Genomic DNA, 25,077 nt, shown 5'->3' on the forward strand with positions numbered 1-25,077 from the left:
AATAATGGCTATCGAAATCAATGTACCGGACATCGGGGCTGATGAAGTTGAAATCACCGAGATCCTGGTCAAAGTAGGCGACAAAGTTGAAGCTGAACAGTCGCTGATCACCGTAGAAGGCGACAAAGCCTCTATGGAAGTCCCGTCTCCTCAGGCTGGCATCGTTAAAGAGATCAAAGTCTCTGTTGGCGATAAAACCGAGACTGGCAAACTGATCATGATTTTCGATTCCGCCGACGGTGCAGCAGCTGCTGCACCTGCGCAGGAAGAGAAGAAAGCCGCTCCGGCCGCCGCTGCTCCAGCCGCTGCCGCGAGCGCGAAAGACGTGAACGTGCCTGACATCGGCGGTGACGAAGTTGAAGTCACTGAGATCCTGGTGAAAGTGGGCGATACCGTTGCGGCCGAGCAGTCACTGATCACCGTAGAAGGCGATAAAGCCTCTATGGAAGTGCCAGCGCCGTTCGCAGGTACCGTTAAAGAGATCAAGATTAACACCGGCGACAAAGTGTCTACCGGCTCTCTGATCATGATCTTCGAAGTGGCAGGTGCTGCACCTGCTGCCGCGCCTGCACAGGCCGCTGCTCCGGCTCCGGCCGCTGCACCAGCCGCTGCTGGCGGCGCGAAAGACGTTAACGTACCGGACATCGGCGGTGACGAAGTTGAAGTCACCGAAGTGATGGTAAAAGTGGGCGACAAAGTTGCCGCTGAACAGTCACTGATCACCGTTGAAGGCGACAAGGCTTCCATGGAAGTGCCTGCGCCGTTCGCGGGTACCGTTAAAGAGATCAAAATCAGCACCGGCGACAAAGTGTCTACCGGCTCTCTGATCATGGTCTTCGAAGTGGAAGGCGCTGCGCCTGCCGCAGCTCCGGCTGCCGCGGCTGCTCCAGCACCGGCTGCTGCACCGGCTCAGGCTGCTAAACCAGCCGCTGCCCCTGCTGCAAAAGCAGAAAAATCAGAGTTCGCTGAAAACGACGCTTACGTCCACGCGACGCCGCTGATTCGTCGCCTGGCGCGCGAATTCGGCGTGAACCTGGCGAAAGTGAAAGGGACTGGCCGTAAAGGTCGTATCCTGCGCGAAGACGTTCAGGCTTATGTGAAAGACGCGGTGAAACGCGCTGAAGCTGCACCAGCTGCAGCCGCAGGCGGCGGTATCCCGGGCATGCTGCCATGGCCGAAAGTGGACTTCAGCAAGTTCGGTGAAATTGAAGAAGTGGAACTGGGCCGCATCCAGAAAATCTCTGGTGCGAACCTGAGCCGTAACTGGGTCATGATCCCGCACGTTACGCACTTCGACAAAACCGATATCACCGATCTGGAAGCGTTCCGTAAACAGCAGAACGCCGAAGCTGAGAAGCGTAAACTGGACGTGAAATTCACCCCAGTGGTCTTCATCATGAAAGCCGTTGCCGCTGCCCTGGAGCAGATGCCACGCTTCAACAGCTCCCTGTCCGAAGATGGCCAGAAGCTGACGCTGAAGAAATACATCAACATCGGTGTTGCGGTTGATACGCCAAATGGTCTGGTTGTTCCGGTCTTCAAAGACGTGAACAAGAAGAGCATCACTGAGCTGTCCCGTGAACTGACCACCATCTCCAAGAAAGCGCGTGATGGTAAGCTGACTGCCGGCGAAATGCAGGGCGGCTGCTTCACCATTTCCAGCATCGGCGGCCTGGGTACCACCCACTTCGCGCCGATTGTGAACGCGCCGGAAGTGGCTATCCTCGGTGTGTCCAAGTCCGCGATGGAGCCGGTGTGGAATGGCAAAGAGTTCGTGCCGCGTCTGATGATGCCAATCTCTCTGTCCTTCGACCACCGCGTGATCGACGGTGCTGATGGTGCGCGTTTCATCACCATCATCAACAACATGCTGAGCGACATTCGCCGCCTGGTGATGTAATCGAAAAGCCGGCCAGTCGGCCGGCTTTTTTCTGATAATCTCATGGCGTTTGTGAGGTTATTGGCGAAAGCGACAATTCGTGAGCCGTTTGTTGTTTCAAAATTGTTAACAATTTTGTAAACTGCGGGCGGATAGAACGACCCGGTGGACGACGGGTATAAACTAAGAGGTCATGATGAGCACAGAAATCAAAACTCAGGTCGTAGTACTTGGGGCAGGCCCGGCAGGTTACTCCGCAGCATTTCGCGCAGCGGATTTAGGTCTGGAAACCGTCATCGTAGAACGTTACAGCACCCTCGGCGGTGTTTGTCTGAACGTCGGCTGTATCCCTTCTAAAGCGCTGCTGCACGTAGCGAAAGTTATCGAAGAAGCCAAAGCGCTGGCTGAACACGGTATCGTCTTCGGCGAGCCGAAAACCGACATCGACAAAATTCGTACCTGGAAAGAGAAAGTTATCACTCAGCTGACCGGCGGTCTGGCGGGCATGGCCAAAGGCCGTAAAGTGAAAGTGGTAAACGGTCTGGGTAAATTCACCGGTGCGAACACCCTGGAAGTGGAAGGCGAAAACGGCAAAACCGTGATCAACTTCGACAACGCGATCATCGCGGCAGGCTCACGCCCAATCGAACTGCCATTCATTCCACATGAAGATCCACGCGTGTGGGATTCCACCGATGCGCTGGAGCTGAAAACCGTTCCTAAGCGTCTGCTGGTGATGGGCGGCGGTATCATCGGTCTGGAAATGGGTACCGTGTACCACGCGCTGGGTTCAGAGATCGACGTGGTTGAAATGTTCGACCAGGTTATCCCGGCTGCTGACAAAGACATCGTTAAAGTCTTCACCAAGCGCATCAGCAAGAAATTCAACCTGATGCTGGAAACCAAAGTGACTGCCGTTGAAGCGAAAGAAGACGGTATTTACGTTTCCATGGAAGGCAAAAAAGCCCCATCCGAACCACAGCGTTACGACGCCGTGCTGGTGGCGATCGGCCGTGTGCCGAACGGTAAGAACCTCGACGCGGGCAAAGCTGGCGTGGAAGTGGACGACCGTGGCTTTATCCGCGTTGACAAACAGCTGCGCACCAACGTGCCGCACATCTTTGCTATCGGCGATATCGTCGGTCAGCCAATGCTGGCGCACAAAGGTGTTCACGAAGGTCACGTTGCCGCTGAAGTTATCGCCGGCATGAAGCACTACTTCGATCCGAAAGTGATCCCATCTATCGCGTACACCGAGCCAGAAGTGGCATGGGTGGGTCTGACTGAGAAAGAAGCGAAAGAGAAAGGCATCAGCTACGAAACCGCCACCTTCCCGTGGGCTGCTTCTGGCCGTGCTATCGCGTCCGACTGCGCAGACGGTATGACCAAACTGATCTTCGACAAAGAGACTCACCGCGTAATCGGTGGTGCGATTGTCGGTACCAACGGCGGCGAGCTGCTGGGTGAAATCGGTCTGGCTATCGAAATGGGCTGCGACGCGGAAGACATCGCGCTGACCATCCACGCTCACCCAACTCTGCACGAGTCCGTGGGCCTGGCGGCAGAAGTGTTTGAAGGCAGCATCACCGACCTGCCAAACGCGAAAGCGAAGAAGAAATAAGTTTCTTCAGATGAAAAAAAGCGGCCTGAGGCCGCTTTTTTTATGCGCTGCGTTCAGGGAGCCACGGGTTGCCAGGTTTTATCCGGGTTATAGGCGGTTAACGCCCGGGCTTTCTGCTCAGAATCCTTGCCGAGATCGGACTGATACACCTTGTCGTCCTGATTTATCACAAAGCTCATCACGCCCGTTTGACCGTAGCTGACCGGCCACGCCACCATCGCGAAACCGTTATTATCCGGCAGGATCCGGAAGCGATAGCCGTGATAGCCGGCACCCGGCTCTTTCGGGCTAAATGCCGGTCCGAGCGGACTGGGCGTTTCGCCGGGTGAGACGGGCCAGTACAAACCGTCTTTCTTCCCTTCCGAGCTGACAATCTTCTGCGCGTATTTCTGGTTCATCGCAAAGTAGCTTTGCTGCGCATCAACATAGGCATGCAGGGCTTCAATGGCGGCAAGTTCGTTACGCCCGATTTCACGGGTCAGGATCTCTTCAGCCCCTTCTTTGATATCGAATTGCCAGCCGGCGGCGGTTTTGATCACCGGGATGGGAAGCTGCCAGTCGTTGTCTCCAACAACAAGATGCGCCGTATCTCCTTCGACAACGGTGTTATGACGAACTTTCCAGTCGCGCAGGAAACGATCGACGGCATCCGGATCAACGCCTTCGGGAGGGAGAAAATCGCGCCAGTTCTCTCCAAGCAGATTGCTCATCGCGCGCTCATTATGCTCACTAATGGCGCTGGCCAGCGCATCGGTCGCCTGGTCGGGCGTGCTAAAGGACTGCTGCGCTATCGCCGAGGCCGAAAGCATGAACAACACCATTCCACTGAGTAGTTTACTTTTCATGTCGGTTCCCTTAGCGATGTCTAAATTCACGGCGTTCAGCGCGTCCACCAGACACCTGACGGGGCTGCTGCTGGCGAGCCGCAAGCTGCCTGCTTTGCGCACCGCGCTGCTGCTGCGCCTGCCAGTTCGCGGAACGGCTGTCGTTGCCGCTCAGCGCATTGGCCCGGGGCTGACCGTTTCGCTGCTGCAGAGCGCGTTGCTGCGCGGGCTGTGAAACGCGTTTCTCCTGTCTTTGGGTTACAGCCTGACGATTTTCTCGCTGCTGCGTGGTGGTCCGCTTCGCCGTCTGCGGTTTGGTGTCGTAGCCACGGTAGTTGTTGCGCTGCGAAATTTGCTTCAGCTGTTCACTCGAGGCCTGACGCTGCACATCTTTCGTGCCGGGACGTGCCGTTTGCGGGAAGGTTTTCCCCGTGGATTTCTCCATCTGGCTCAGGGCCGCCTGACGCTGGCTATCCCGGTTAACCGGTTTTTGCTGCGTTGAGCTTAGCCCGGTGACTGTGCTGGTGGAGTGGAAACGGGTGTTGAGCTGGTTAGTCGGATAGGGCACACCTTCCCGGTAGGCCGGGTTATGCTGCCAGGTACGGTTGGCGTCCGTCAGACGCTGTCCGCTGATTTTATTGAAGTTCTCAACGTTGATATTGATGTTGTTATCACCGTTGCGGTTATAGCCGCCGTGATTATCCCAGTCACCGTCATGGTGGTGGTCCCAGTCATCGTCGTCATCCCAGTCGATATTGCTGAAAATGGCATAGGTTGTGGCAACGCCCAGGCTGAAGCCTAAGCCGTTGACGAAGCTGTTGCCAAACTGCTCTCCGGGCGTAGGCGGGAGATAGGTGGGAGGATAGGCGGTGTTGGGCCAGGTCCCGTAAACCGTATTGGGGTTATAGGTGGGAACATAAACGACCTGCGGATCGGCAGATTCAATTTTGATCACCGTTGGGGCGGGCGAAGACGCGGTTGTTGTCGTTGCCTCGGTGGCGCGGGTTTTCGCTGGTGCTGGCTTTGTCACGGTGGTGACCGTCTGCTGAGGCGTAGATTGTAAAGCACCGGTCTTCTGTGCCAGCGCGCGCAGGCGTTGAACGGAATCCATCACGTCTTTCGGCTGCGCGAGAAACGCATCGCCCAGATTTTGTACCCACGGCGGGTTTTCACCCATCAGCGACATGAGCTGAGGAAACGCGACCAGCGATTTTACGCTCGGATCCCAGGGCTGGCTGGCAACGGCCTGAATGGCGGCGTCCCCTTCCATTTTAGGGTTGTCTTTTGACCACTGAGCCGCCTGAATCACATTGGCCGGGTAAGTCGAGGCCATCAGAATTTGCGAAAGCAGGGCGTCAGGGTAGAGCGCAATGGGGGCAACCCACTGATCGATTTGCGCGGCAGTGTAGGTCGGCGCGACCACAGGGGCGGGCTGGGCTACGGCAGGTGCCGCCGGTTGTTGAGCGACGGGGGCTGGCGCAACGGGTTCCGTTGCACGACTTTTGACAAACAAGACGCCTGAGGCGGCAAGCAGCCCGGCACTGCACAGAAGGATGAGCAGATGTGGCTTAAAGGGCAACTTCATAAAATGACTCCAACGAGACCAGCGCTGTGCCGTGAGGCGTTACGGTTGGCGTGAGTATTATTCACCCGTCTTTTACTGTTTTGACTTTTATTGGGAAGCGTCCGGTACGTCCGGATAAAGAGTGTGAGTATTTATTACACAATTATATCTGATGAAGAAAAAACTGAAGCGTCACGGTGCAGAAGAACCGCAAAATGATGCCCTAAATCCCCGCTACACCATGCTTAACGATTCAGCAAACTTTTTAATGTTGCTTTTTTGTAAACGGATTAACACTGTGCAGAAATCCTGCTATGCTGCCCGACGCGGTATCGGGCATTTACCCTACAAACTGCTGTCTCACAGGAGCGTGAAGAGAACGCCCGCCGCATATGACAATGAGAGCGAGGAGAACCGTCGTGCTAGAAGAATACCGTAAGCACGTAGCAGAACGTGCCGCCGAGGGAATTGTACCCAAACCGTTAGATGCAACCCAAATGGCCGCGCTCGTCGAGCTGCTGAAGAACCCGCCTAAGGGCGAAGAAGAATTCCTGTTAGATCTGCTGATCAACCGCGTACCGCCTGGCGTAGATGAAGCTGCCTACGTAAAAGCCGGATTCCTTGCTGCTATCGCCAAAGGCGAAGCCACCTCCCCACTGGTTACTCCTGAAAAAGCCATCGAACTGCTCGGCACCATGCAGGGTGGTTACAACATTCATCCGCTGATTGACGCGCTGGATAACGACAAGCTGGCACCGATTGCCGCTAAAGCGCTCTCGTCTACGCTGCTGATGTTCGATAACTTCTACGATGTGGAAGAAAAAGCCAAAGCAGGCAACGTCTATGCGAAGCAGGTGATGCAGTCCTGGGCCGATGCCGAATGGTTCCTGAATCGTCCAGCGCTGGCTGAAAAAATCACCGTTACCGTCTTCAAAGTGACCGGTGAAACCAACACCGATGACCTCTCTCCGGCACCGGACGCGTGGTCTCGCCCGGATATCCCGCTGCACGCCCTGGCGATGCTGAAAAACGCCCGTGAAGGCATTGAGCCGGATCAGCCGGGCGTTGTCGGCCCGATCAAACAGATCGAAGCCCTGCAGAAGAAAGGTTTCCCGCTGGCTTACGTGGGTGACGTTGTGGGTACCGGTTCTTCCCGTAAGTCCGCCACCAACTCCGTCCTCTGGTTTATGGGTGACGATATTCCGCATGTGCCGAACAAGCGCGGCGGCGGCCTGTGCCTGGGCGGTAAGATTGCGCCAATCTTCTTTAACACCATGGAAGATGCGGGCGCACTACCAATTGAAGTGGATGTTTCTAACCTGAACATGGGCGACGTGATTGACGTCTACCCGTATAAAGGCGAAGTGCGTAACCACGAAACCAACGAGCTGCTGGCGAGCTTCGAGCTGAAAACCGACGTGCTGATTGACGAAGTGCGCGCCGGTGGCCGTATTCCGCTGATCATCGGCCGCGGCCTGACCACCAAAGCGCGTGAAGCGCTGGGTCTGCCGCACAGTGATGTATTCCGTCACGCGAAAGACGTGGCGGAAAGCAACCGCGGCTTCTCGCTGGCACAGAAAATGGTGGGTCGCGCCTGCGGCGTCGCCGGTGTTCGTCCTGGCGCCTACTGCGAGCCGAAGATGACCTCCGTCGGTTCTCAGGACACCACTGGCCCAATGACCCGTGACGAACTGAAAGACCTGGCGTGCCTGGGCTTCTCTTCCGATCTGGTGATGCAGTCCTTCTGCCACACCGCGGCGTATCCGAAGCCGGTTGACGTGACCACGCACCACACGCTGCCTGACTTCATTATGAACCGTGGCGGTGTCTCCCTGCGTCCGGGCGACGGCGTCATCCACTCCTGGCTGAACCGCATGCTGCTGCCGGATACCGTGGGTACCGGCGGTGACTCCCATACCCGTTTCCCAATCGGTATCTCCTTCCCGGCGGGCTCCGGTCTGGTGGCGTTTGCTGCCGCGACCGGCGTGATGCCGCTGGATATGCCGGAATCGGTGCTGGTGCGCTTCAAAGGTAAAATGCAGCCGGGTATTACCCTGCGCGACCTGGTTCACGCGATCCCGCTGTATGCGATTAAACAGGGTCTGCTGACCGTTGAAAAGAAAGGGAAGAAAAACATCTTCTCTGGCCGCATTCTGGAAATCGAAGGTCTGCCGGATCTGAAAGTAGAGCAGGCGTTCGAGCTGACCGATGCCTCCGCCGAGCGTTCGGCTGCGGGCTGTACCATCAAGCTGAACAAAGAGCCGATCGTTGAGTACCTGAACTCTAACATCGTGCTGCTGAAGTGGATGATTGCAGAAGGCTACGGCGACCGTCGTACGCTGGAGCGTCGTATCCAGGGCATGGAAAAATGGCTGGCCGATCCGCAGCTGCTGGAAGCCGATGCTGACGCAGAGTACGCGGCGGTGATCGACATCGATCTGGCGGATATCAAAGAGCCAATCCTGTGTGCACCGAACGATCCGGACGACGCGCGTCCGCTGTCTGAGGTCCAGGGCGAGAAGATCGACGAAGTGTTCATTGGTTCGTGCATGACCAACATCGGTCACTTCCGCGCGGCCGGTAAGCTGCTGGATACCCACAAAGGCCAGCTGCCAACCCGTCTGTGGGTGGCGCCGCCAACCCGTATGGACGCGGCTCAGCTGACCGAAGAGGGCTACTACAGCGTGTTTGGTAAGAGCGGTGCGCGTATCGAAATTCCTGGCTGTTCCCTGTGTATGGGTAACCAGGCGCGCGTCGCCGACGGCGCGACGGTGGTCTCCACCTCGACCCGTAACTTCCCGAACCGTTTAGGTACCGGTGCGAACGTCTTCCTGGCCTCTGCGGAGCTGGCGGCGGTTGCGGCGCTGATTGGCAAACTGCCAACGCCGGAAGAGTACCAGACCTTTGTGGCTCAGGTGGATAAGACAGCGGTGGATACCTATCGCTATCTGAACTTCGACCAGCTCTCTCAGTACACCGAGAAGGCCGACGGGGTTATCTTCCAGACGGCAGTATAAATGCTACCCTCTCCCGTGGGAGAGGGGCTGGGGGTGAAGGCACCAGACCGCACCTGACCCATTGCCCGGTGGCGCTACGCTAACCGGGCCTACAAAACCCATCGCAACTACGGTGGGTTTTTTATTTTCATTCCTCCCACCTCCCACGCTTTTTTTCTTCCTCGCTGCTGCGATAATTACCTTAATGGCTTTGCAGAGGAAAACACTATGGATTACGAATTTCTGCGCGACATCACCGGAGTGGTGAAAGTGCGTATGTCGATGGGCCACGAAGCCGTTGGACACTGGTTTAACGAAGAGGTGAAAGAAAATCTCGCCCTTCTTGATGAGGTTGAACAGGCGGCAAAAACGGTGAAAGGCAGTGAGCGCTCCTGGCAACGCGCCGGGCACGAATACACGCTGTGGATGGACGGTGAAGAGGTCATGGTGCGTGCCAACCAGCTCGAGTTTTCAGGCGACGAGATGGAAGAGGGGATGAGCTACTATGACGAAGAAAGCCTGTCGCTGTGCGGCGTAGAAGACTTCCTTCAGGTGGTGAATGCCTACCGCGAGTTCATGAAACAGCGGTAATTTCCCGAAGCATCCCTGCTCCGGGCAACACTTACACGGCCGGAATGTTGCGGCCGTAGTAGATCTCGCGCATCTCTTTCCAGAGCAGGTCAGTAATCGCCTTACGCTCTTCTTCGCTCAAATCTTCCGGCTTCGTGTGGAACATATAGTGCTTAAGGTCGAACTCCTTAAGTAACATCTTGGTATGGAAGATGTTTTCCTGATACACGTTCACGTCCATCATGTCGTACAGCGACTTCATGTCCTCGGACATAAAGTTCTGAATAGAGTTGATCTCGTGGTCGATGAAGTGCTTCATGCCGTTGACGTCACGGGTAAAACCGCGCACGCGGTAATCAATCGTGACGATATCCGATTCCAGCTGGTGGATGAGATAGTTCAGTGCGTTCAGCGGGGAAATCACGCCGCAGGTCGACACTTCAATATCGGCGCGGAACGTACACAGCCCGCCTTCCGGGTGACTCTCCGGGTAGGTATGGACGCAGATATGGCTTTTATCCAGGTGAGCAACCACCACTTCCGGCAGCGGGCCCGGATGTTCCGTTTTGTCGATAAGCTTCGGATCGACCGGCTCTTCGCTGACCAGTATGGTCACGCTGGCGCCCTGGGGTTCATAATCCTGTCGGGCAATATTCAGGATGTTGGCGCCGATAATGGAACAGGTTTCTGACAGGATCTCGGTCAGACGGTTGGCGTTGTAGAGTTCGTCGATATAGGCGATGTAACCATCGCGTTCTTCCGCTGTTTTGGCATAGCAGATATCGTAAATACAAAAACTCAGGCTTTTGGTCAGATTGTTAAAGCCATGCAGTTTAAGCTTTTTCAATTAGCTCACCCCCTTAGTGGATAATGCGTCTTGCAGGTACTGCGGCAGAGCAAACGCTGCGGTATGAATAGCCGGATTGTAGTATCGGCACTGTAGACCTGCCTGATGGAAGCGGGCCTGAATAATTTCGGTGGAAAGATGACGTAATACGTCGTTATCCGTCGCCCAGGCAAAGGTCATGATCCCGCCGTAGTACGTCGGAATGGCCGCCTGATAGAAGCTGACATCCTCGAAATAGGTGCTGAGCTTGCGATGGCTATCCAGCGCTTCATCCTGTTGCAGGAAGCAGACGCCGTTTTGGGCGACGAAGATCCCGCCCGGGTTCAGGCAACGCTTGCAGCCTTCGTAGAACGAGGAGGTAAACAGCGACGCGCCAGGGCCGATAGGATCGGTGCAGTCGGAGATAATGACGTCAAAGGTCTGGGTTGTCTGGTTAACAAAGTTAACCCCGTCATCAATCACCAGATTAAAACGCGGATCGTCATAGCTACCGGCATTGTGGTTGGGCAGGTACTGGCGGCAGAACGAGACGACGCTCGCATCGATTTCCACCATGGTGATGGTTTCAATCGAGCGATGGCGGGAAACTTCACGCAGCATTGCGCCGTCGCCACCGCCGATAATCAGGACATGCTTCGCGTGACCGTGGGCCAGCAGCGGGACGTGGGTCATCATCTCATGATAGATAAACTCATCTCGCTCGGTCGTTTGCACGACGCCGTCCAGGGCCATGACGCGGCCAAAGGCAGCATTCTCGAAGATGATGAGATCCTGGTGATCGGTTTTTTCATGATAGAGCACGTTATCAACGGCAAAGTACTGACCAAACTGGTCATGCAGTGTTTCATGCCACAACGTGTGGTCGGCCATACGCGGACTCCTCCTTTGTTAACATCCGTTACGCTCACAAAAATGAGCGAAACATGATAGCTAACTATAACCGTGGTTGCACGGCTATAGGTTTAACAGGAGGCGTCGGGAAGGTTATTTGACGTAGGCGAGCAGGCTGAGCGAATCGCGAGCCAGCGCTTTGCATTTTTTAGCCGTGGGAATGCCAATACCGCTTAGGTCACGGTAGCTGTCTTCGCCGAGCGTCTTCATGTCAAAGCTGTCGTAGTTGCTGAGATCCCACTGGTTCTGCTGGGCAAAAAAGACCAGCGCGCGGCGAATTTGCCCGTTGGGTAAATTCTGGTAGCCACAATCATTTTTCAGGAATACAAAAACCGCCGTTAAATCGGCCATATCTTCCGCTTCATTTTCACTGAGCGCATAGCTGTTCGCACACATTGCCATCAGGCTACCGAACAAAATTGTCCTGAAAAACGTCTTCATTGCTTCTACCACTTCTTCACGGAAAATTAACGTTAGCATACTTGATGCCAGTGCGACGATCTTTATTATTGCCGCTTTACTTGACCTTCCGGTAAGGGGAGGGTTTATGCTCAAAAGATCGCCTGCTGGAAATAAGGAAATGAACATGCAACGTCGTGATTTTTTAAAATATTCCGTGGCGCTGGGGGCTGCCAGCGCCTTACCCCTCTGGAGCCGTGCGGTTTTCGCGGCTGACAGGCCTGCCTTACCCATCCCTGATTTGCTGACCGCTGACGCCCGCAGCCGTATCCAGCTTGTCGTTCAGTCCGGTAACACGCTGTTCGGTGCGCACAACGCGACAACCTGGGGCTATAACGGCAATCTTCTCGGTCCTGCGCTACAGCTGCGCAAAGGTAAAGCGGTGACGGTGGATATCCACAATATGCTTGCTGAAGAGACGACGGTGCACTGGCACGGACTGGAAGTGCCGGGCGAGGTAGACGGCGGGCCGCAGGGCATCATCAAAGCGGGCGGCACGCGCAGCGTCACCTTTACGCCCAACCAGCGCGCCGCGACCTGCTGGTTCCATCCGCATCAGCATGGCAAAACGGGCCATCAGGTAGCCATGGGGCTGGCGGGGCTGGTGCTGATTGAAGACGACGAAAGCCGCCTGCTGCGCCTGCCGAAGCAGTGGGGCATCGACGATGTGCCGGTGATTGTGCAGGACAAGAAATTCACCGCTGACGGGCAAATCGACTACCAGCTGGATGTGATGAGCGCGGCGGTCGGCTGGTTTGGCGACACGCTGCTGACCAACGGCGCCATTTATCCTCAGCACGCCGCGCCGAAAGGCTGGCTGCGCCTGCGTCTGCTTAACGGCTGTAACGCGCGTTCCCTCAACTTCGCCACCAGCGATAAGCGTCCGCTGTACGTGGTCGCCAGCGACGGCGGGCTGCTGCCTGAGCCGGTGAAGGTCAACGAACTGCCGATGCTGATGGGGGAGCGCTTTGAGGTGCTGGTGGATATCAGCGACGGCAAGCCGTTCGATCTTGTGACCCTGCCGGTTAGCCAGATGGGGATGGCGGTCGCGCCGTTTGACAAGCCGCATCCGGTGCTGCGTATCCAGCCGTTACGGGTGACCGCTTCCGGCACGCTGCCTGATACGTTAACCACGCTGCCGGCACTTCCGTCGCTTGATGGGCTTACGCAACGGAAACTGCAGCTCTCCATGAACCCGATGCTCGATATGATGGGCATGCAGGCGCTGATGGCGAAATATGGCGATAAGGCGATGGCGGGGATGCATCACGGGCAGATGAGGGGTCACATGAACATGGGCCACGGCAACATGGGCGGCATGGGGAACATGAATCACGGCGACCATGGCTTTGATTTCCACAACGCCAACATGATCAACGGCAAAGCGTTCGATATGAACATGCCGATGTTTGCTGCGACAAAAGGGCAGCTTGAGCGCTGGGTGATTTCAGGTGAAGAGGACATGATGCTGCACCCGTTCCATATCCACGGCACGCAGTTCCGCATTCTCTCTGAGAACGGCAAAGCCCCGGACGCACATCGCGCGGGCTGGAAGGATACGGTGAAGGTGGAAGGCGGCGTCAGCGAGGTGCTGGTGAAGTTTGACCACGATGCGCCGAAGGAGTTTGCCTACATGGCGCACTGCCATCTGCTGGAGCATGAAGATACGGGGATGATGCTGGGCTTTACCGTATAAAAAAAGCCGGGTGGCGGCTTCGTCTTACCCGGCCTGCATTGCTAAAAACGGCAACTTTCGTTGCCGTTTTGCTTTTATTTGCCTTCGTCCGGCAACGCATACGCGACAATATAGTCGCCCATCTTCGTGCCAAACGAACCGTGACCGCCCGCGGAGATGACAACGTACTGCTTGCCATTCACTTCATAGGTCATCGGCGTGGCCTGGCCACCCGCTGGCAGGCGGCCTTGCCACAGTTTTTCACCGTTGGTCATGTTGTACGCGCGCAGGTAGTTATCTGCGGTTGCCGCGATGAACAGCACGTTACCGGCGGTGGAGATTGGGCCACCCAGCATTGGCATACCCATATTGAACGGCACCGGAACCGGCATTGGGAACGGCATGCTGTCCTGTGGCGTACCAATACGTTTTTTCCATACGATCTGGTTAGTTTTCAGATCCAGACCGGAGATGTAACCCCAGGCAGGCTGTTTACACGGCAGACCGAACGGCGACAGGAACGGGTTCAGCGTCACGCCGAACGGTACGCCATACTGCGGCTGAATACCGGCTTCGGTACCGCTGCCTTTCGCGTCTTTCGGCTGCTCCATTGGGTTGCCCGGACCGCGTGGGATCAGACGGGAAACGAACGGCAGCGCCATTGGGTTGGCAATCGCGACCTGACGGTTAGGGTCAACGGAGATCCCACCCCACTCGAACATCCCCAGGTTACCCGGGAAGACCAGCGTGCCCTGCTCAGAAGGCGGCGTGAAGATGCCTTCATAGCGCAGCTGATGGAACATCACGCGGCACACCAGCTGGTCAAACATCGTGGCACCCCACATGTCTGCCCCGCTGAGGTCTTTCTTCGGACGGAAGCTCAGATCGGAGAACGGCTGGGTTTTGCTGACGTAATCGCCTTTCGCCGCACCCTGCGGAACCGGTTTTTCCGGTGCAGGCACAACCAGCTTGCCGTTGCTGCGATCCAGCACGAAGATGTTGCCGGTTTTCGCTGGAGCGTAAATCACCGGTACGGTTTTGCCATCAACGGTGATGTCCGCCAGCGTCGGCTGGGACGGCATATCCATATCCCACAGATCGTGGTGAACGGTCTGGTAGCTCCAGGCCAGCTTACCGGTGGTCGCGTTCAATGCCACGATAGCGCTGGCATAACGTTCCTGCTCCGGCGTGCGGTTACCGCCCCAGATATCTGGCGTAGTAACGCCCATCGGCAGGTAGACCAGGTCCAGCTTCGCGTCATACGCCGCTGGCGCCCAGGAGTTTGGCGAGTTAAAGGTAAAGGTGTGTTCGTCCGACGGGATCGCGTTCGGATCTTTCGCGCCCGGGTCGAAGGCCCACAGCAGTTTACCGGTGTTCACGTCGAAACCACGGATAACGCCGGAGGTTTCACGGGTAGAGAAGTTATCCGTTACCGAACCGGCAATCACGATGGTTTTATCGGTGATGATGGGCGGGGAGGTCGGCTCATACAGACCCGGCGTGGTGTCCGGCATATTGGTCTGCAGATTCAGGATACCTTTGTTGGCAAAGGTTTCGCACAGCTTGCCCGTTTCGGCATTGATGGCGAACAGACGACCATCGTTCACCGGCAGCATGATGCGGCGAGGACAGTCGGCAATGACTTCCGGGCTCGCATTATCCGGGCGCGCTTCGTGATAAGAGACGCCACGGCAGGTCACGTGCTGGAAGGACGGGTTGGAGTTCAGCTGCGGATCGAAGTGCCATTTCTCTTTACCGGTGGCCGCGTCGAGCGCGAACAGACGCTGGTGCGCCGTACACAGATAAAGCATATCGCCGACTTTAATTGGCGTCACTTCGTTGGTCAGTTCACCCGGATCGTTCGGCATCTTCAGATCGCCGGTACGGAATACCCAGGCTTCTTTCAGGTTTTTAACGTTGTCCGCGTTGATCTGCTTCAGCGGAGAGTAGCGCTGACCTTCCTGGTTACGGCCATAGGCAGGCCAGTCGCCGTCAGCAACCTGAGAGATCGCCGCCGCAGGCGTCGATTCTGCGTTCAGCGTACCGTTGATCTCCTGCGGATCGTTGAAGCCAGCCCAGGTCAGGATACCGCCGCTGATTAACAGCGCTACCACCAGCGCCGCGACCGCACCGCTGGACGGCACGATCAGGCGACGCCAGACGAACGGCAGGATCAGCCAGATGCCGAAGAAGACCAGGATGTCACTGCGCGGCGTCAGCGCCCAGAAGTCAAAGCCGACTTCCCAGACGCCCCAGATCATGGTGGCAAGAAGGAGTGCGGCATACAGCCACAGTGCAGATTGTTTTCTACGCCAGAGCAGGACGGTTACGCCAAGCATAACCAGGCCCGCAATCGGGTAGTACCAGGAGCCGCCGATCGCGACCAGCCAGACGCCACCGATTAACAGGTACAGGCCGCAGAAGGCGGCGAATAGCGCTGTTAATGTCACCAGTAGACGCGGCTGTTTAGAGTTTGTTTCAGCCATAGAAAGTGTACTCGTCAGTTTTTGTTAATAATTTGCTAGCAACTAATTATAGGTATTAACAAGTGTGATCGGAATCACAATATTTGCTTTTTATAACTCATACGCCAGGGTTATCCATTTGCTGATATAATGGCTGGCTTGCGTATCAGTGCTGGATATTAACTCATCCGTATTGAGAGATTTTCATTAAAATCATTTGGTTAGTAATATGAAACATACTGTTGAAGTGATGATCCCGGAAGCCGAGATCAAAGCGCGTATCGCCGAACTGGGTCGTCAAATCACCGAACATTACAAGGACAGCGGCAGCGAAATGGTGCTGGTCGGTCTGTTGCGCGGCTCTTTCATGTTCATGGCAGACCTGTGCCGTGAGGTGCATGTGCCCCATGAGGTCGATTTTATGACCGCCTCCAGCTACGGCAGCGGCATGTCCACCACCCGTGATGTGAAAATCCTGAAAGATCTGGATGAAGATATTCGTGGCAAAGATGTGTTGATCGTTGAGGACATCATCGACTCCGGCAACACGCTGTCAAAAGTGCGCGAGATCCTGAGCCTGCGTGAGCCAAAATCGCTGGCGATTTGCACCCTGCTGGATAAGCCTGACCGCCGTGAAGTGCAGGTGCCGGTGGAGTTTGTTGGTTTCTCTATCCCGGACGAGTTCGTCGTCGGTTACGGCATTGACTACGCACAGCGTTATCGTCATCTGCCGTATGTTGGGAAAGTGGTATTGCTGGACGAGTAATTGCGGTTTGTTGCCCGGTGGCGCTGCGCTTACCGGGCCTACGAATGGGCACATGTAGGCCGGGTAAGGCGCAGCCGCCACCCGGCTTTGTTTATTTATGGTTTACGTGCTTAAGCTGAAGGTTGGCAATTCCTGAACGGTAACGCTGCTCCAGCGTTTCGCGGTTGGTGGCGGTCACTTCCAGGTTGCGCAGCAGACCATCGTGAATACCGTACGCCCAGCCGTGGATCGAGACCTTCTGCCCGCGCTTCCACGCCGATTGCATGATCGTTGAGTGGCCCAGGTTATACACCTGCTCCATCACGTTGAGTTCGCACAGGGTATCCATGCGGCGCTCCTGCGGCATTTCGCCCAGCAGTGAGCTATGTTTGAACCAGATATCGCGGATGTGGAGCAGCCAGTTATCAATGAGCCCCAGCTCCGTGTTTTCAACCGCCGCCTGCACGCCGCCGCAGCCGTAGTGGCCGCAGATGATGATGTGCTCGACTTGCAGAACGTCAACGGCATACTGAACAACAGAAAGACAGTTGAGATCGGTGTGAATCACCAGGTTGGCAACGTTGCGGTGAACAAACAGTTCGCCGGGCTCGAGGCCGGTCAGGCGCTCCGCCGGTACGCGGCTGTCGGAGCATCCAATCCAGAGAAAGCGTGGGTTTTGCGCCTGCGCGAGTTTTCCAAAAAATCCGGGGTCTTCCTCCACCAGCATTTTTGACCATAGTGCATTGTTGCTGATGAGTGTATCTATGTTGTTCATGGAGGTTAGCGACCTGTAACCGAGTAATTGCGTTGCGCTACTATAGGGTAACCCGACTTTTAATGAAACCACACAACGTGTGTCAGAACTGAAGGTAAGTTAATTTCATGGCAATTGCACTGGAGCTTGAGCAGCTTAAAAAAACCTATCCGGGCGGCGTTCAGGCGCTGCGCGGAATAGATCTTAAAGTAGAGGCCGGTGATTTTTACGCGCTTCTGGGGCCGAACGGGGCGGGGAAATCGACTACCATCGGCATCATTAGCTCGCTGGTGAACAAAACCTCCGGCCGCGTCAGCGTGTTCGGATACGACCTGCAAACAGATGTGGTCAACGCCAAGCGCCAGCTGGGTCTGGTACCGCAGGAATTCAACTTCAACCCGTTTGAGACGGTGCAGCAGATCGTCGTTAACCAGGCGGGTTATTACGGCGTTGAGCGTAAAGAGGCCCTGGAGCGGAGCGAAAAATACCTCAAGCAGCTCGATCTGTGGGAAAAGCGTAACGAACGCGCCCGGATGTTATCCGGCGGGATGAAGCGCCGCCTGATGATTGCCCGTGCGCTGATGCACGAGCCAAAGCTGCTGATCCTCGATGAGCCGACGGCGGGCGTAGACATTGAGCTGCGCCGCTCCATGTGGGGCTTCCTGAAAGACCTCAATGACAAAGGCACCACCATCATTCTGACTACCCACTACCTGGAAGAGGCGGAAATGCTGTGCCGCAACATCGGCATCATTCAGCACGGCGAACTGGTGGAAAACACCTCGATGAAGAACCTGCTCTCCAAGCTGAAATCGGAAACCTTTATTCTCGATCTGGCGGCAAAGAGCCCGCTACCGAAGCTTGAAGGGTACCAGTATCGTCTGGTGGATACCTCAACGCTGGAAGTGGAAGTGCTGCGTGAGCAGGGGATTAACAGCGTGTTCTCCCAGCTGAGCGCGCAGGGTATTCAGGTTTTAAGTATGCGTAACAAAGCGAACCGACTGGAAGAGCTGTTTGTCTCTCTGGTGCAGGATAAACAAGGAGACAAGGCATGACGCATCTTTACTGGGTCGCGCTGAAAAGTATCTGGGCGAAAGAGATTAACCGTTTTATGCGCATCTGGGTGCAAACCCTGGTGCCGCCAGTCATCACGATGACGCTCTATTTCATCATCTTCGGTAACCTGATTGGTTCCCGGATTGGTGAGATGCACGGCTTTACCTATATGCAGTTTATCGTGCCTGGCCTGATCATGATGGCGGTGATCACCAACGCCTATGCCAACGTGGCGTCGTCCTTTTTCAGCGCCAAGTTCCAGCGCAATATTGAGGAGCTGCTGGTGGCACCGGTGCCAACGCATGTGATCATTGCCGGTTACGTCGGTGGCGGCGTGGCGCGCGGTCTGTGTGTTGGGATCCTGGTGACGGCCATCTCGCTGTTCTTCGTGCCGTTCCAGGTGCACTCCTGGCTTTTCGTGGCCCTGACCCTGCTCCTGACGGCGATCCTCTTCTCGCTGGCCGGTCTGCTGAACGCCGTGTTTGCCAAAACGTTTGACGACATCAGCCTGATCCCGACCTTCGTGCTGACGCCGCTGACCTATCTCGGCGGGGTGTTCTACTCCCTGACGCTGCTGCCGCCGTTCTGGCAGGCGCTGTCGCACCTGAACCCGATCGTCTACATGATCAGCGGTTTCCGCTTTGGCTTCCTCGGCATCACCGATGTGCCGCTGTTTACCACGGTGGCGGTGCTGGTGGTGTTCATCATCGTCTTCTACCTGCTGTGCTGGTATCTGATCCAGCGCGGACGCGGTCTGCGCAGCTAGCCCTCAGCCCGGCGACATTCTGTCTGCCGGGCACTTTCTTTGACAGTTATCACCGAAAACTAACCTTCACTCCGCTAAACTACTTGCCTGCTAAGGAGAGAGTTATGCTGGGATGGGTTATCACCTGCCACGATGAACGGGCGCAGGACATGCTGCTGAAGCTGGAAGCCAGGTTTGGTCCGCTGCCACAGTGTCGCGCGGTTAACTACTGGCGCGGCTTGAGTACCAACATGCTTGGCCGGATGATGTGCGATGCCCTTCATGAAACCGACACCGGAGATGGCGTGATTTTCCTTACCGATAAATCCGGCGCGGCGCCGTACCGTGCTGCGGCCCTGATGAGCCATAAGCACGACTGCTGCGAGGTGATCTCCGGTATTAGCTTTCCACTGCTTGAAATGATGTATCCCCATCGCGAGACCTTAACCAGCGCAGCGTTCCGTAACGCTATCGTTTCGCTGGGTACCCCGGGCGTCAGCAGCTTGTGGCATCAACAGCAAAAAAATCCTCCCTTTGTCCTGCTGCATGACCTGTATAAGAATTAAACATTGGTATTGATGTCGCTTTTGCTACAATGGCGTAAGTATTTCCGCTTCGAATAAGACCCTCATGTTCACGCGTATTGTTTTCCTGCTATTGATGTTCGTGTCCGGCACTGTTTCTGCCAGTTTATTAAGTCAGCAAAGACTGCCTGCTCAATATATGCAAACCACCGAAGATGCGGCGATTTGGGCGCAGATCGGCAACAGCGTCATTAACGTTGGCAACGTGCGGGCAGGGCAGATCCTCGCGGTGGTGCCTGCGGCGGCGGACTACTATGAATTTCGCTTCGGATTTGGCACGGGCTTTATCGACAAGGGGCATCTGGAGCCGGTTCAGGGCAAACAGCGCGTTGAGGATGGCCTGGGGGATTTGAATAAACCGCTGAGCAATCAAAACCTGATAACGTGGAAAGACACGCCCGTTTATAACGCCCCGAACAACGGCAGCGCACCCTTCGGCACCTTAAGCGCCAATCTTCGCTATCCGATCCTGAACAAACTTAAAGACCGTTTAAACCAGACCTGGTTTCAGATCCGCATCGGTAATCGTCTGGCGTGGATCAGCAGCCTGGATGCGCAGGAAGATAACGGCCTTCCTGTTCTGACCTACCATCATATTTTGCGTGATGAAGAAGACACGCGCTTTCGACATACGTCCACGACGACCAGCGTACGTGCGTTCAATAACCAGATGGCATGGCTTCGCGATCAGGGCTATACCACCCTGACGATGTACCAGCTGGAAGGATACGTGCGTAACAAAATGAACCTGCCTGCGAAATCGGTGGTGATAACCTTTGACGATGGCCTGAAATCTGTCAGCCGCTATGCTTATCCTGTGCTGAAAGAGTACGGCTTCAAGGCTACCGCGTTTATTATCTCTTCCCGCATAAAAGGCCATCCGCAGAAGTGGGATCCTAAATCCCTGCAGTTTATGAGCGTGCAGGAGATTAAGGGGATTCAGGATGTGTTCGATATTCAGTCTCATACCCACTTCCTGCACCGCGTGGATGCCAATAAGCATCCGATTTTACTGAGCCGCAGCTATCACGTGATTTTGTTTGATTTTGAACGCTCGCGTCGCGCGCTGGCGCAGTTTAACCCGCGCGTGCTGTATGTCTCTTACCCCTTCGGCGGCTACGACAATAAAGCGATAAAGGCGGCGAATGATGCCGGTTTCCATCTGGCGGTGACGACGGTGAAAGGAAAGGTGAAGCCGGGGGATAATCCGTTCTTACTGAAACGCCTGTACATCTTAAGAACGGATTCGCTGGAGACGATGTCGCGGCTGATCAGCAATCAGCCGCAGGGGTAGTGCGCTTATGCAACCTGAACCGGAATCGCCTTTGCGGTGCGCTTCATTTCATTCTCGCCTTCGAAGTAGGCCACTTTAGGCTGCCAGCGGCGCGCTTCTTCGTCAGACATCATCACGAAGCTGGCGATGATCACGATATCGCCCACGTCCGCGCAGTGCGCCGCAGCGCCGTTAACGGAGATGATTTTGGACCCGCGCTCGGCGGCGATCGCGTAGGTGGAGAAGCGTTTGCCGTTGTTCACGTTCCAGATATCAATCGCTTCGTTTTCGAGGATACCTGCTGCATCAAGGAAATCCTGGTCAATGGCGCAGGAGCCTTCATAGTGCAGGTCGGCCTGCGTGACTTTCACACGGTGAAGCTTACCTTGCAGCATTTTGCGAATCATTACGTTTACCTATCATTATCAGGGGTGAAGGGAACTACGCCAGCTCAACCACTTTATTGTCGATCAGACGCGCCTGACCTAGCCAGGCCGCCACCAGGATGACTGCGCGCTTGCTGTTCTGGGTTAATTCCAGCAGCGTATCAGCATCACGAATTTGTACGTCGTCAGCACGAAGGCCTTTATCGTTAAGCGCCTGCTCGGCAAGGGCGATAATCTCTTCTGCTGTTAACTCTTTTGCCAGCATCTGCTCTGCCATGGTGTTCATGACCTTGCTTAAGCCCGGCGCGATTTTACGCTGTTCGGCAGTCAGGTAGCCATTTCGCGAGCTGAGTGCCAGACCGTCTTTGGCGCGTACAATCGGTACGCCGACAATCTCGATATCGTAACCCATATCCGCAACCATCTTGCGGATCAGCGCCAGCTGCTGGAAATCTTTCTCGCCAAAGCAGGCTACGTCCGGCTGTACCAGGTTGAACAGCTTGCTGACGATGGTGGAAACGCCGCGGAAATGGCCCGGGCGGCTCGCGCCTTCGAGCATGGTGGAAATGCCCGGGACGTCAACGTAGGTTGCCTCTTCGGTACCCTGCGGGTAAACATCCGCCGGTGCAGGTGAGAAAACGATATCCGCGTGGCGTTTTTTGAGCTTCTCGCAATCTTCCTGCAGGGTACGCGGGTAGCGTGCCAGATCGTCTGCGCGGTCAAACTGCATGGGGTTCACGAAGATACTGACCACCACGATATCTGCTCGTGCACGGGCTTCGTCGACGAGCTTCATGTGGCCGTCATGCAGATTGCCCATGGTCGGGACCAGTGCGATACGTTTACCTTCCTGTCGCGCGCGGCGGATATGCTGGCGAAGCAGCGGCAGGGTTTCAATGATTAGCACAACGAGACTCCTTAATGGAAACTGTGTTCTTCACCCGGGTAAACACCGGATTCAACGTCGGCAATATACTGCCTGACCGCAGCGCGCATGTCGCCCGCTTCGGCGAGGAAATTTTTGGCAAATTTCGGGATGTGTCCGCCGGTGATACCGAAGGCGTCGTGCATCACCAGAATCTGACCGTCGGTGACGTTGCCTGCACCAATACCAATCACCGGAATGGACAGCGCGTCGGTGATGCGTTTCGCCAGCTCAACCGGCACGCACTCCAGCACCAGCAGCTGGGCACCTGCGGCTTCCAGCGCCAGGGCATCATCCAGCAGCGTCTGGGCTGCATCGCCACGGCCCTGCACCTTATAGCCGCCAAAGATATTGACGGACTGCGGCGTCAGGCCTAAATGCCCGCACACCGGCACGGCGCGCTCGGTGAGCATCTTCACCGTATCCACAAGCCAGGCGCCGCCTTCAATTTTGACCATATTGGCACCGGCACGCATCACTGCCGCCGCGTTTTCGAATGCCTGTTCCGGCGTGGCATAGGCCATAAACGGCAGATCGGAAAGCAGCAGGCAGGCTGGGGCGCCACGGCGCACGGCGCGGGTATGGTAAGCGATATCCTCAACCGTTACCGGCAGGGTGGAATCATGTCCTTGTACCGTCATCCCTAACGAGTCCCCGACCAGCATGACGTTGATCCCCTCTTCGGCAAACAGTTTGGCGAAGCTGTAGTCATACGCGGTGATGGTGGCGAAGCGTTTTTTTTCCTGTTTGCATTTCTGCAGTAAGGAGATGGTGGTTGGTTTCATACTGTTTCCTGATAGCCCAAAAGCGAATCTTTGCGCATTCTAACAGTAACATTCGAGGGAACAATGATTTTAGGTAAACGATTAACCATAAATATTTTATGGTTAATCGCTAAAAAAACAGCCTTACCAGCGGGCGGGTTTCTCCGCACCGAGACTGTTGAGAACGGCCTCTAGCGAGAGCCCGTCAGGGAAGGTAAGGGAAGGGGCAACTTCATACAGTGGCCAGAGCATAAACCCGCGATTTTTCATGTCGTAATGCGGAACGGTGAGGCGTTCAGTGTTAATCGTCTCGTGACCAAACAGCATAATATCGAGGTCGAGCGTGCGGGGGCCCCAGCGTTCAGCTTTGCGTACGCGGCCCTGCTGAAGCTCAATACGCTGGGTATTGTCCAGCAGCGCTTCGGGACCCAGCTCAGTCTCAAGAACCACGGCGGCGTTGAGGTAGTCTGGCTGATCCTGCGGCCCCAGCGGCGGGGTGCGATAGAACGAGGAGACCGCCACGATGCGGCTTTGCGGGATCTCACCCAGCGCCTCTACGGCAGCATTCACCTGCTCCAGCGGTGAGGCTAAATTGCTGCCGATGGCGATATACGCGAGGGTCATGCTGTCCCTTCACGACGCGGCGCGCGTTTGCGCGGACGACGATGACGGCGACGCGGTTCCGGCTCTTCATCCAGCCCGGTCAGCATATCTTTCTGCTCTGGCGGGGCGGAGACCTGGAATTCAGCCCACCACTGCGCCAGACGCTGCAGCTCCTGGTTGCGTTCAATTTCAGCGCGCAGCGACAGGAGATCGAAGGCGGCACGGAACTTAGGATGCTCCATCAGCTTCCAGGCGCGTTTGCCCTGACGACGGGACATGCGCAGCTGAAGCTGCCAGATGTCGCGCACCAGAGTGGTAATACGTTTCGGAATGGCGAGCGTACGGCAGCCTTCGTCCAGCACGTCGTTGGCGGCCAGCGCGAACGCATCGTAATAGGCGAGCCCGCTCTCCTGGGTAATGCGCTGGGCCGTTTCCAGCAGCGGATACCAGAACATCGCGGCAAACAGGAACGCCGGGTTCACGCGCATGTCGTTGCGAATGCGGGTATCGGTATTCTTCAGCACCTGCGCAATCATCCGCTCCATTGGGCTGTCACCGTTTTCGGTGAAGTAGCGGGTAATGGTCGGGAACAGCGGCTGGAACAGGTTGTATTCGCGCAGAAGATTATAGGTTTCAAAACCGTGGCCGGCCTGCAGCAGCTTCAGCGCCTCTTCGAACAGGCGAGCAGGCGGCACGTCGTTAATTAGCGTCGCCAGACGCGGGATCGGCTCGGCCGTTTCCGGGCTGATGCGCATATTGAGCTTGGCGGCGAAACGCACGGCGCGCAGCATACGCACGGGATCTTCACGGTAGCGCGTTTCCGGCGTGCCGATCAGGCGGATCAGACCTTCTTTCAGGTCCTGCATGCCGCCGACGTAATCGCGCACGGTGAAATCCGCCACGCTGTAATAGAGGCTGTTGATGGTGAAGTCGCGACGCTGGGCATCTTCTTCGATAGAGCCGAAGATGTTGTCGCGCAGCAGCATACCGTTCTGGCCGCGCTGCGACGTGGTGCGATCGGATGCGCCCGCTTCGTGGTGGCCGCGGAAGGTCGCCACTTCGATAATTTCCGGCCCAAACATCACGTGAGCCAGACGGAAGCGGCGGCCAACGAGACGACAGTTGCGGAATAATTTGCGCACCTGCTCAGGCGTGGCGCTGGTCGTCACGTCGAAATCTTTCGGTTTTTTGCCCAGCAGTAAATCACGCACCCCACCGCCGACGAGATAGGCCTCGTAGCCCGCTTTATTCAGACGATAGAGTACCTTGAGGGCATTTTCACTGATATCTTTGCGGGAAATAGAGTGCTGCTCACGCGGAATAACCGACATGTGTGGCTGTGCAATAGCATCATTCGCCATGCTCTCTTCGCGGCTTAGCACTTTACGGCAAAAATTAGCGACTCGGGTAAAAATGGTACACCTCGTAGTGTGTTTTGTTATGAAAAAAGC

The 25,077-nt window shown here is 56.0% G+C and carries 22 protein-coding genes; 10 read left to right on the plus strand and 12 right to left on the minus strand.

Annotation, left to right across the window (positions count from 1 at the left end):
• Window positions 1-4: 4 nt before the first annotated feature.
• Together aceF and lpdA are read left to right on the plus strand one after the other, a co-directional pair.
• The gene (gene aceF / locus BFV67_RS03630) at window positions 5-1,900 is read left to right on the plus strand and encodes a pyruvate dehydrogenase complex dihydrolipoyllysine-residue acetyltransferase (protein ID WP_008501958.1); all 1,896 of its coding nucleotides are present in this window, start codon (window positions 5-7) and stop codon (window positions 1,898-1,900) included.
• 175 nt (window positions 1,901-2,075) lie between these two features.
• The gene (gene lpdA, locus BFV67_RS03635) at window positions 2,076-3,500 is read left to right on the plus strand and encodes a dihydrolipoyl dehydrogenase (protein WP_003856313.1); all 1,425 of its coding nucleotides are present in this window, start codon (window positions 2,076-2,078) and stop codon (window positions 3,498-3,500) included.
• A gap of 53 nt (window positions 3,501-3,553) precedes the next feature.
• On the opposite strand, the gene BFV67_RS03640 is transcribed toward lpdA, so the two are convergent.
• Both BFV67_RS03640 and BFV67_RS03645 read right to left on the minus strand, forming a co-directional pair.
• The gene (locus BFV67_RS03640; RefSeq protein WP_069597881.1) at window positions 3,554-4,345 is read right to left on the minus strand and encodes a DUF2950 family protein; all 792 of its coding nucleotides are present in this window, start codon (window positions 4,343-4,345) and stop codon (window positions 3,554-3,556) included.
• A gap of 10 nt (window positions 4,346-4,355) precedes the next feature.
• Window positions 4,356-5,909 (minus strand): DUF3300 domain-containing protein, encoded by a 1,554-nt coding sequence (locus BFV67_RS03645; protein ID WP_069597882.1) that lies wholly within the window; start codon window positions 5,907-5,909, stop codon window positions 4,356-4,358.
• Between the two features lie 398 nt (window positions 5,910-6,307).
• Between BFV67_RS03645 and acnB the strand changes: the two genes are divergently transcribed.
• Window positions 6,308-8,905: a bifunctional aconitate hydratase 2/2-methylisocitrate dehydratase gene (acnB, locus tag BFV67_RS03650; protein WP_069597883.1), complete on the plus strand. Its 2,598-nt coding sequence runs from the start codon at window positions 6,308-6,310 to the stop codon at window positions 8,903-8,905.
• Between the two features lie 207 nt (window positions 8,906-9,112).
• Window positions 9,113-9,475, plus strand: coding sequence for a protein YacL (gene yacL, locus BFV67_RS03655; protein ID WP_039024350.1), 363 nt, complete (start codon window positions 9,113-9,115; stop codon window positions 9,473-9,475).
• 31 nt (window positions 9,476-9,506) lie between these two features.
• Here the strand turns inward: yacL and speD are convergent, their stop codons facing one another.
• From speD to BFV67_RS03670, 3 genes are all read right to left on the minus strand, one after another.
• Window positions 9,507-10,301: an adenosylmethionine decarboxylase gene (gene speD, locus BFV67_RS03660; RefSeq protein WP_008501953.1), complete on the minus strand. Its 795-nt coding sequence runs from the start codon at window positions 10,299-10,301 to the stop codon at window positions 9,507-9,509.
• Window positions 10,302-11,171, minus strand: coding sequence for a polyamine aminopropyltransferase (gene speE / locus BFV67_RS03665; RefSeq protein WP_069597884.1), 870 nt, complete (start codon window positions 11,169-11,171; stop codon window positions 10,302-10,304).
• Between the two features lie 114 nt (window positions 11,172-11,285).
• On the minus strand, window positions 11,286-11,633 hold the full coding sequence (locus BFV67_RS03670; protein ID WP_069598938.1) for a YacC family pilotin-like protein: 348 nt from the start codon (window positions 11,631-11,633) through the stop codon (window positions 11,286-11,288).
• A gap of 145 nt (window positions 11,634-11,778) precedes the next feature.
• Here BFV67_RS03670 and cueO point away from each other — a divergent pair, with 145 nt between their 5' ends.
• Window positions 11,779-13,347, plus strand: a complete 1,569-nt coding sequence (gene cueO / locus BFV67_RS03675) for a multicopper oxidase CueO (RefSeq protein WP_069597885.1) — start codon at window positions 11,779-11,781, stop codon at window positions 13,345-13,347.
• Window positions 13,348-13,421: 74 nt separating this feature from the next.
• Here cueO and BFV67_RS03680 read toward each other — a convergent pair whose 3' ends face one another.
• The gene (locus BFV67_RS03680; RefSeq protein WP_069597886.1) at window positions 13,422-15,812 is read right to left on the minus strand and encodes a glucose/quinate/shikimate family membrane-bound PQQ-dependent dehydrogenase; all 2,391 of its coding nucleotides are present in this window, start codon (window positions 15,810-15,812) and stop codon (window positions 13,422-13,424) included.
• A gap of 208 nt (window positions 15,813-16,020) precedes the next feature.
• Here BFV67_RS03680 and hpt point away from each other — a divergent pair, with 208 nt between their 5' ends.
• Window positions 16,021-16,557: a hypoxanthine phosphoribosyltransferase gene (hpt, locus tag BFV67_RS03685; protein WP_008501948.1), complete on the plus strand. Its 537-nt coding sequence runs from the start codon at window positions 16,021-16,023 to the stop codon at window positions 16,555-16,557.
• A gap of 91 nt (window positions 16,558-16,648) precedes the next feature.
• Here the strand turns inward: hpt and can are convergent, their stop codons facing one another.
• On the minus strand, window positions 16,649-17,311 hold the full coding sequence (gene can, locus BFV67_RS03690; protein ID WP_008501947.1) for a carbonate dehydratase: 663 nt from the start codon (window positions 17,309-17,311) through the stop codon (window positions 16,649-16,651).
• 107 nt (window positions 17,312-17,418) lie between these two features.
• Here can and BFV67_RS03695 point away from each other — a divergent pair, with 107 nt between their 5' ends.
• The 4 genes from BFV67_RS03695 (at window position 17,419) to BFV67_RS03710 (ending at window position 20,969) form a co-directional block, all read left to right on the plus strand.
• Complete coding sequence (locus tag BFV67_RS03695) at window positions 17,419-18,345, plus strand: ABC transporter ATP-binding protein (RefSeq protein WP_069597887.1); 927 nt, start codon at window positions 17,419-17,421, stop codon at window positions 18,343-18,345.
• Window positions 18,342-19,112 (plus strand): ABC transporter permease, encoded by a 771-nt coding sequence (locus BFV67_RS03700; protein WP_008501945.1) that lies wholly within the window; start codon window positions 18,342-18,344, stop codon window positions 19,110-19,112. Before BFV67_RS03695 ends, BFV67_RS03700 begins: the two co-directional genes overlap by 4 nt.
• Before the next feature lie 104 nt (window positions 19,113-19,216).
• Window positions 19,217-19,657 (plus strand): PTS sugar transporter subunit IIA, encoded by a 441-nt coding sequence (locus BFV67_RS03705; protein WP_008501944.1) that lies wholly within the window; start codon window positions 19,217-19,219, stop codon window positions 19,655-19,657.
• Window positions 19,658-19,721: 64 nt separating this feature from the next.
• Window positions 19,722-20,969 (plus strand): polysaccharide deacetylase family protein, encoded by a 1,248-nt coding sequence (locus BFV67_RS03710; protein WP_069597888.1) that lies wholly within the window; start codon window positions 19,722-19,724, stop codon window positions 20,967-20,969.
• 5 nt (window positions 20,970-20,974) lie between these two features.
• On the opposite strand, the gene panD is transcribed toward BFV67_RS03710, so the two are convergent.
• The 5 genes from panD to pcnB form a co-directional block, all read right to left on the minus strand.
• Window positions 20,975-21,355, minus strand: a complete 381-nt coding sequence (panD, locus tag BFV67_RS03715; protein WP_006173750.1) for an aspartate 1-decarboxylase — start codon at window positions 21,353-21,355, stop codon at window positions 20,975-20,977.
• A gap of 34 nt (window positions 21,356-21,389) precedes the next feature.
• Window positions 21,390-22,241, minus strand: a complete 852-nt coding sequence (panC, locus tag BFV67_RS03720; protein WP_008501942.1) for a pantoate--beta-alanine ligase — start codon at window positions 22,239-22,241, stop codon at window positions 21,390-21,392.
• A gap of 11 nt (window positions 22,242-22,252) precedes the next feature.
• Entirely contained in the window at window positions 22,253-23,044 is a 792-nt protein-coding gene (panB, locus tag BFV67_RS03725; RefSeq protein WP_008501941.1) for a 3-methyl-2-oxobutanoate hydroxymethyltransferase, read from the minus strand.
• 123 nt (window positions 23,045-23,167) lie between these two features.
• Window positions 23,168-23,647 (minus strand): 2-amino-4-hydroxy-6-hydroxymethyldihydropteridine diphosphokinase, encoded by a 480-nt coding sequence (gene folK / locus BFV67_RS03730; RefSeq protein ID WP_023345448.1) that lies wholly within the window; start codon window positions 23,645-23,647, stop codon window positions 23,168-23,170.
• Entirely contained in the window at window positions 23,644-25,041 is a 1,398-nt protein-coding gene (gene pcnB, locus BFV67_RS03735) for a polynucleotide adenylyltransferase PcnB (RefSeq protein ID WP_072203850.1), read from the minus strand. Before pcnB ends, folK begins: the two co-directional genes overlap by 4 nt.
• Between the last annotated feature and the right edge of the window lie 36 nt (window positions 25,042-25,077).

Origin of the sequence: Enterobacter roggenkampii (genome assembly GCF_001729805.1) — a bacterium.
GTDB classification, from domain to species: Bacteria; Pseudomonadota; Gammaproteobacteria; order Enterobacterales; family Enterobacteriaceae; genus Enterobacter; species Enterobacter roggenkampii.

What these genes read in the sequence shown, in the direction of transcription:
- BFV67_RS03670 (WP_069598938.1), bottom strand. Translation starts at nt 11,633, where the DNA reads ATGAAGACGTTTTTCAGGACAATTTTGTTCGGTAGCCTGATGGCAATG.
- hpt (WP_008501948.1), top strand. Translation starts at nt 16,021, where the DNA reads ATGAAACATACTGTTGAAGTGATGATCCCGGAAGCCGAGATCAAAGCG.
- BFV67_RS03710 (WP_069597888.1), top strand. Translation starts at nt 19,722, where the DNA reads ATGTTCACGCGTATTGTTTTCCTGCTATTGATGTTCGTGTCCGGCACT.
- BFV67_RS03645 (WP_069597882.1), bottom strand. Translation starts at nt 5,909, where the DNA reads ATGAAGTTGCCCTTTAAGCCACATCTGCTCATCCTTCTGTGCAGTGCC.
- panB (WP_008501941.1), bottom strand. Translation starts at nt 23,044, where the DNA reads ATGAAACCAACCACCATCTCCTTACTGCAGAAATGCAAACAGGAAAAA.
- panD (WP_006173750.1), bottom strand. Translation starts at nt 21,355, where the DNA reads ATGATTCGCAAAATGCTGCAAGGTAAGCTTCACCGTGTGAAAGTCACG.
- folK (WP_023345448.1), bottom strand. Translation starts at nt 23,647, where the DNA reads ATGACCCTCGCGTATATCGCCATCGGCAGCAATTTAGCCTCACCGCTG.
- speE (WP_069597884.1), bottom strand. Translation starts at nt 11,171, where the DNA reads ATGGCCGACCACACGTTGTGGCATGAAACACTGCATGACCAGTTTGGT.
- BFV67_RS03700 (WP_008501945.1), top strand. Translation starts at nt 18,342, where the DNA reads ATGACGCATCTTTACTGGGTCGCGCTGAAAAGTATCTGGGCGAAAGAG.
- can (WP_008501947.1), bottom strand. Translation starts at nt 17,311, where the DNA reads ATGAACAACATAGATACACTCATCAGCAACAATGCACTATGGTCAAAA.
- BFV67_RS03705 (WP_008501944.1), top strand. Translation starts at nt 19,217, where the DNA reads ATGCTGGGATGGGTTATCACCTGCCACGATGAACGGGCGCAGGACATG.
- cueO (WP_069597885.1), top strand. Translation starts at nt 11,779, where the DNA reads ATGCAACGTCGTGATTTTTTAAAATATTCCGTGGCGCTGGGGGCTGCC.
- BFV67_RS03695 (WP_069597887.1), top strand. Translation starts at nt 17,419, where the DNA reads ATGGCAATTGCACTGGAGCTTGAGCAGCTTAAAAAAACCTATCCGGGC.
- BFV67_RS03640 (WP_069597881.1), bottom strand. Translation starts at nt 4,345, where the DNA reads ATGAAAAGTAAACTACTCAGTGGAATGGTGTTGTTCATGCTTTCGGCC.
- BFV67_RS03680 (WP_069597886.1), bottom strand. Translation starts at nt 15,812, where the DNA reads ATGGCTGAAACAAACTCTAAACAGCCGCGTCTACTGGTGACATTAACA.
- yacL (WP_039024350.1), top strand. Translation starts at nt 9,113, where the DNA reads ATGGATTACGAATTTCTGCGCGACATCACCGGAGTGGTGAAAGTGCGT.
- aceF (WP_008501958.1), top strand. Translation starts at nt 5, where the DNA reads ATGGCTATCGAAATCAATGTACCGGACATCGGGGCTGATGAAGTTGAA.
- lpdA (WP_003856313.1), top strand. Translation starts at nt 2,076, where the DNA reads ATGAGCACAGAAATCAAAACTCAGGTCGTAGTACTTGGGGCAGGCCCG.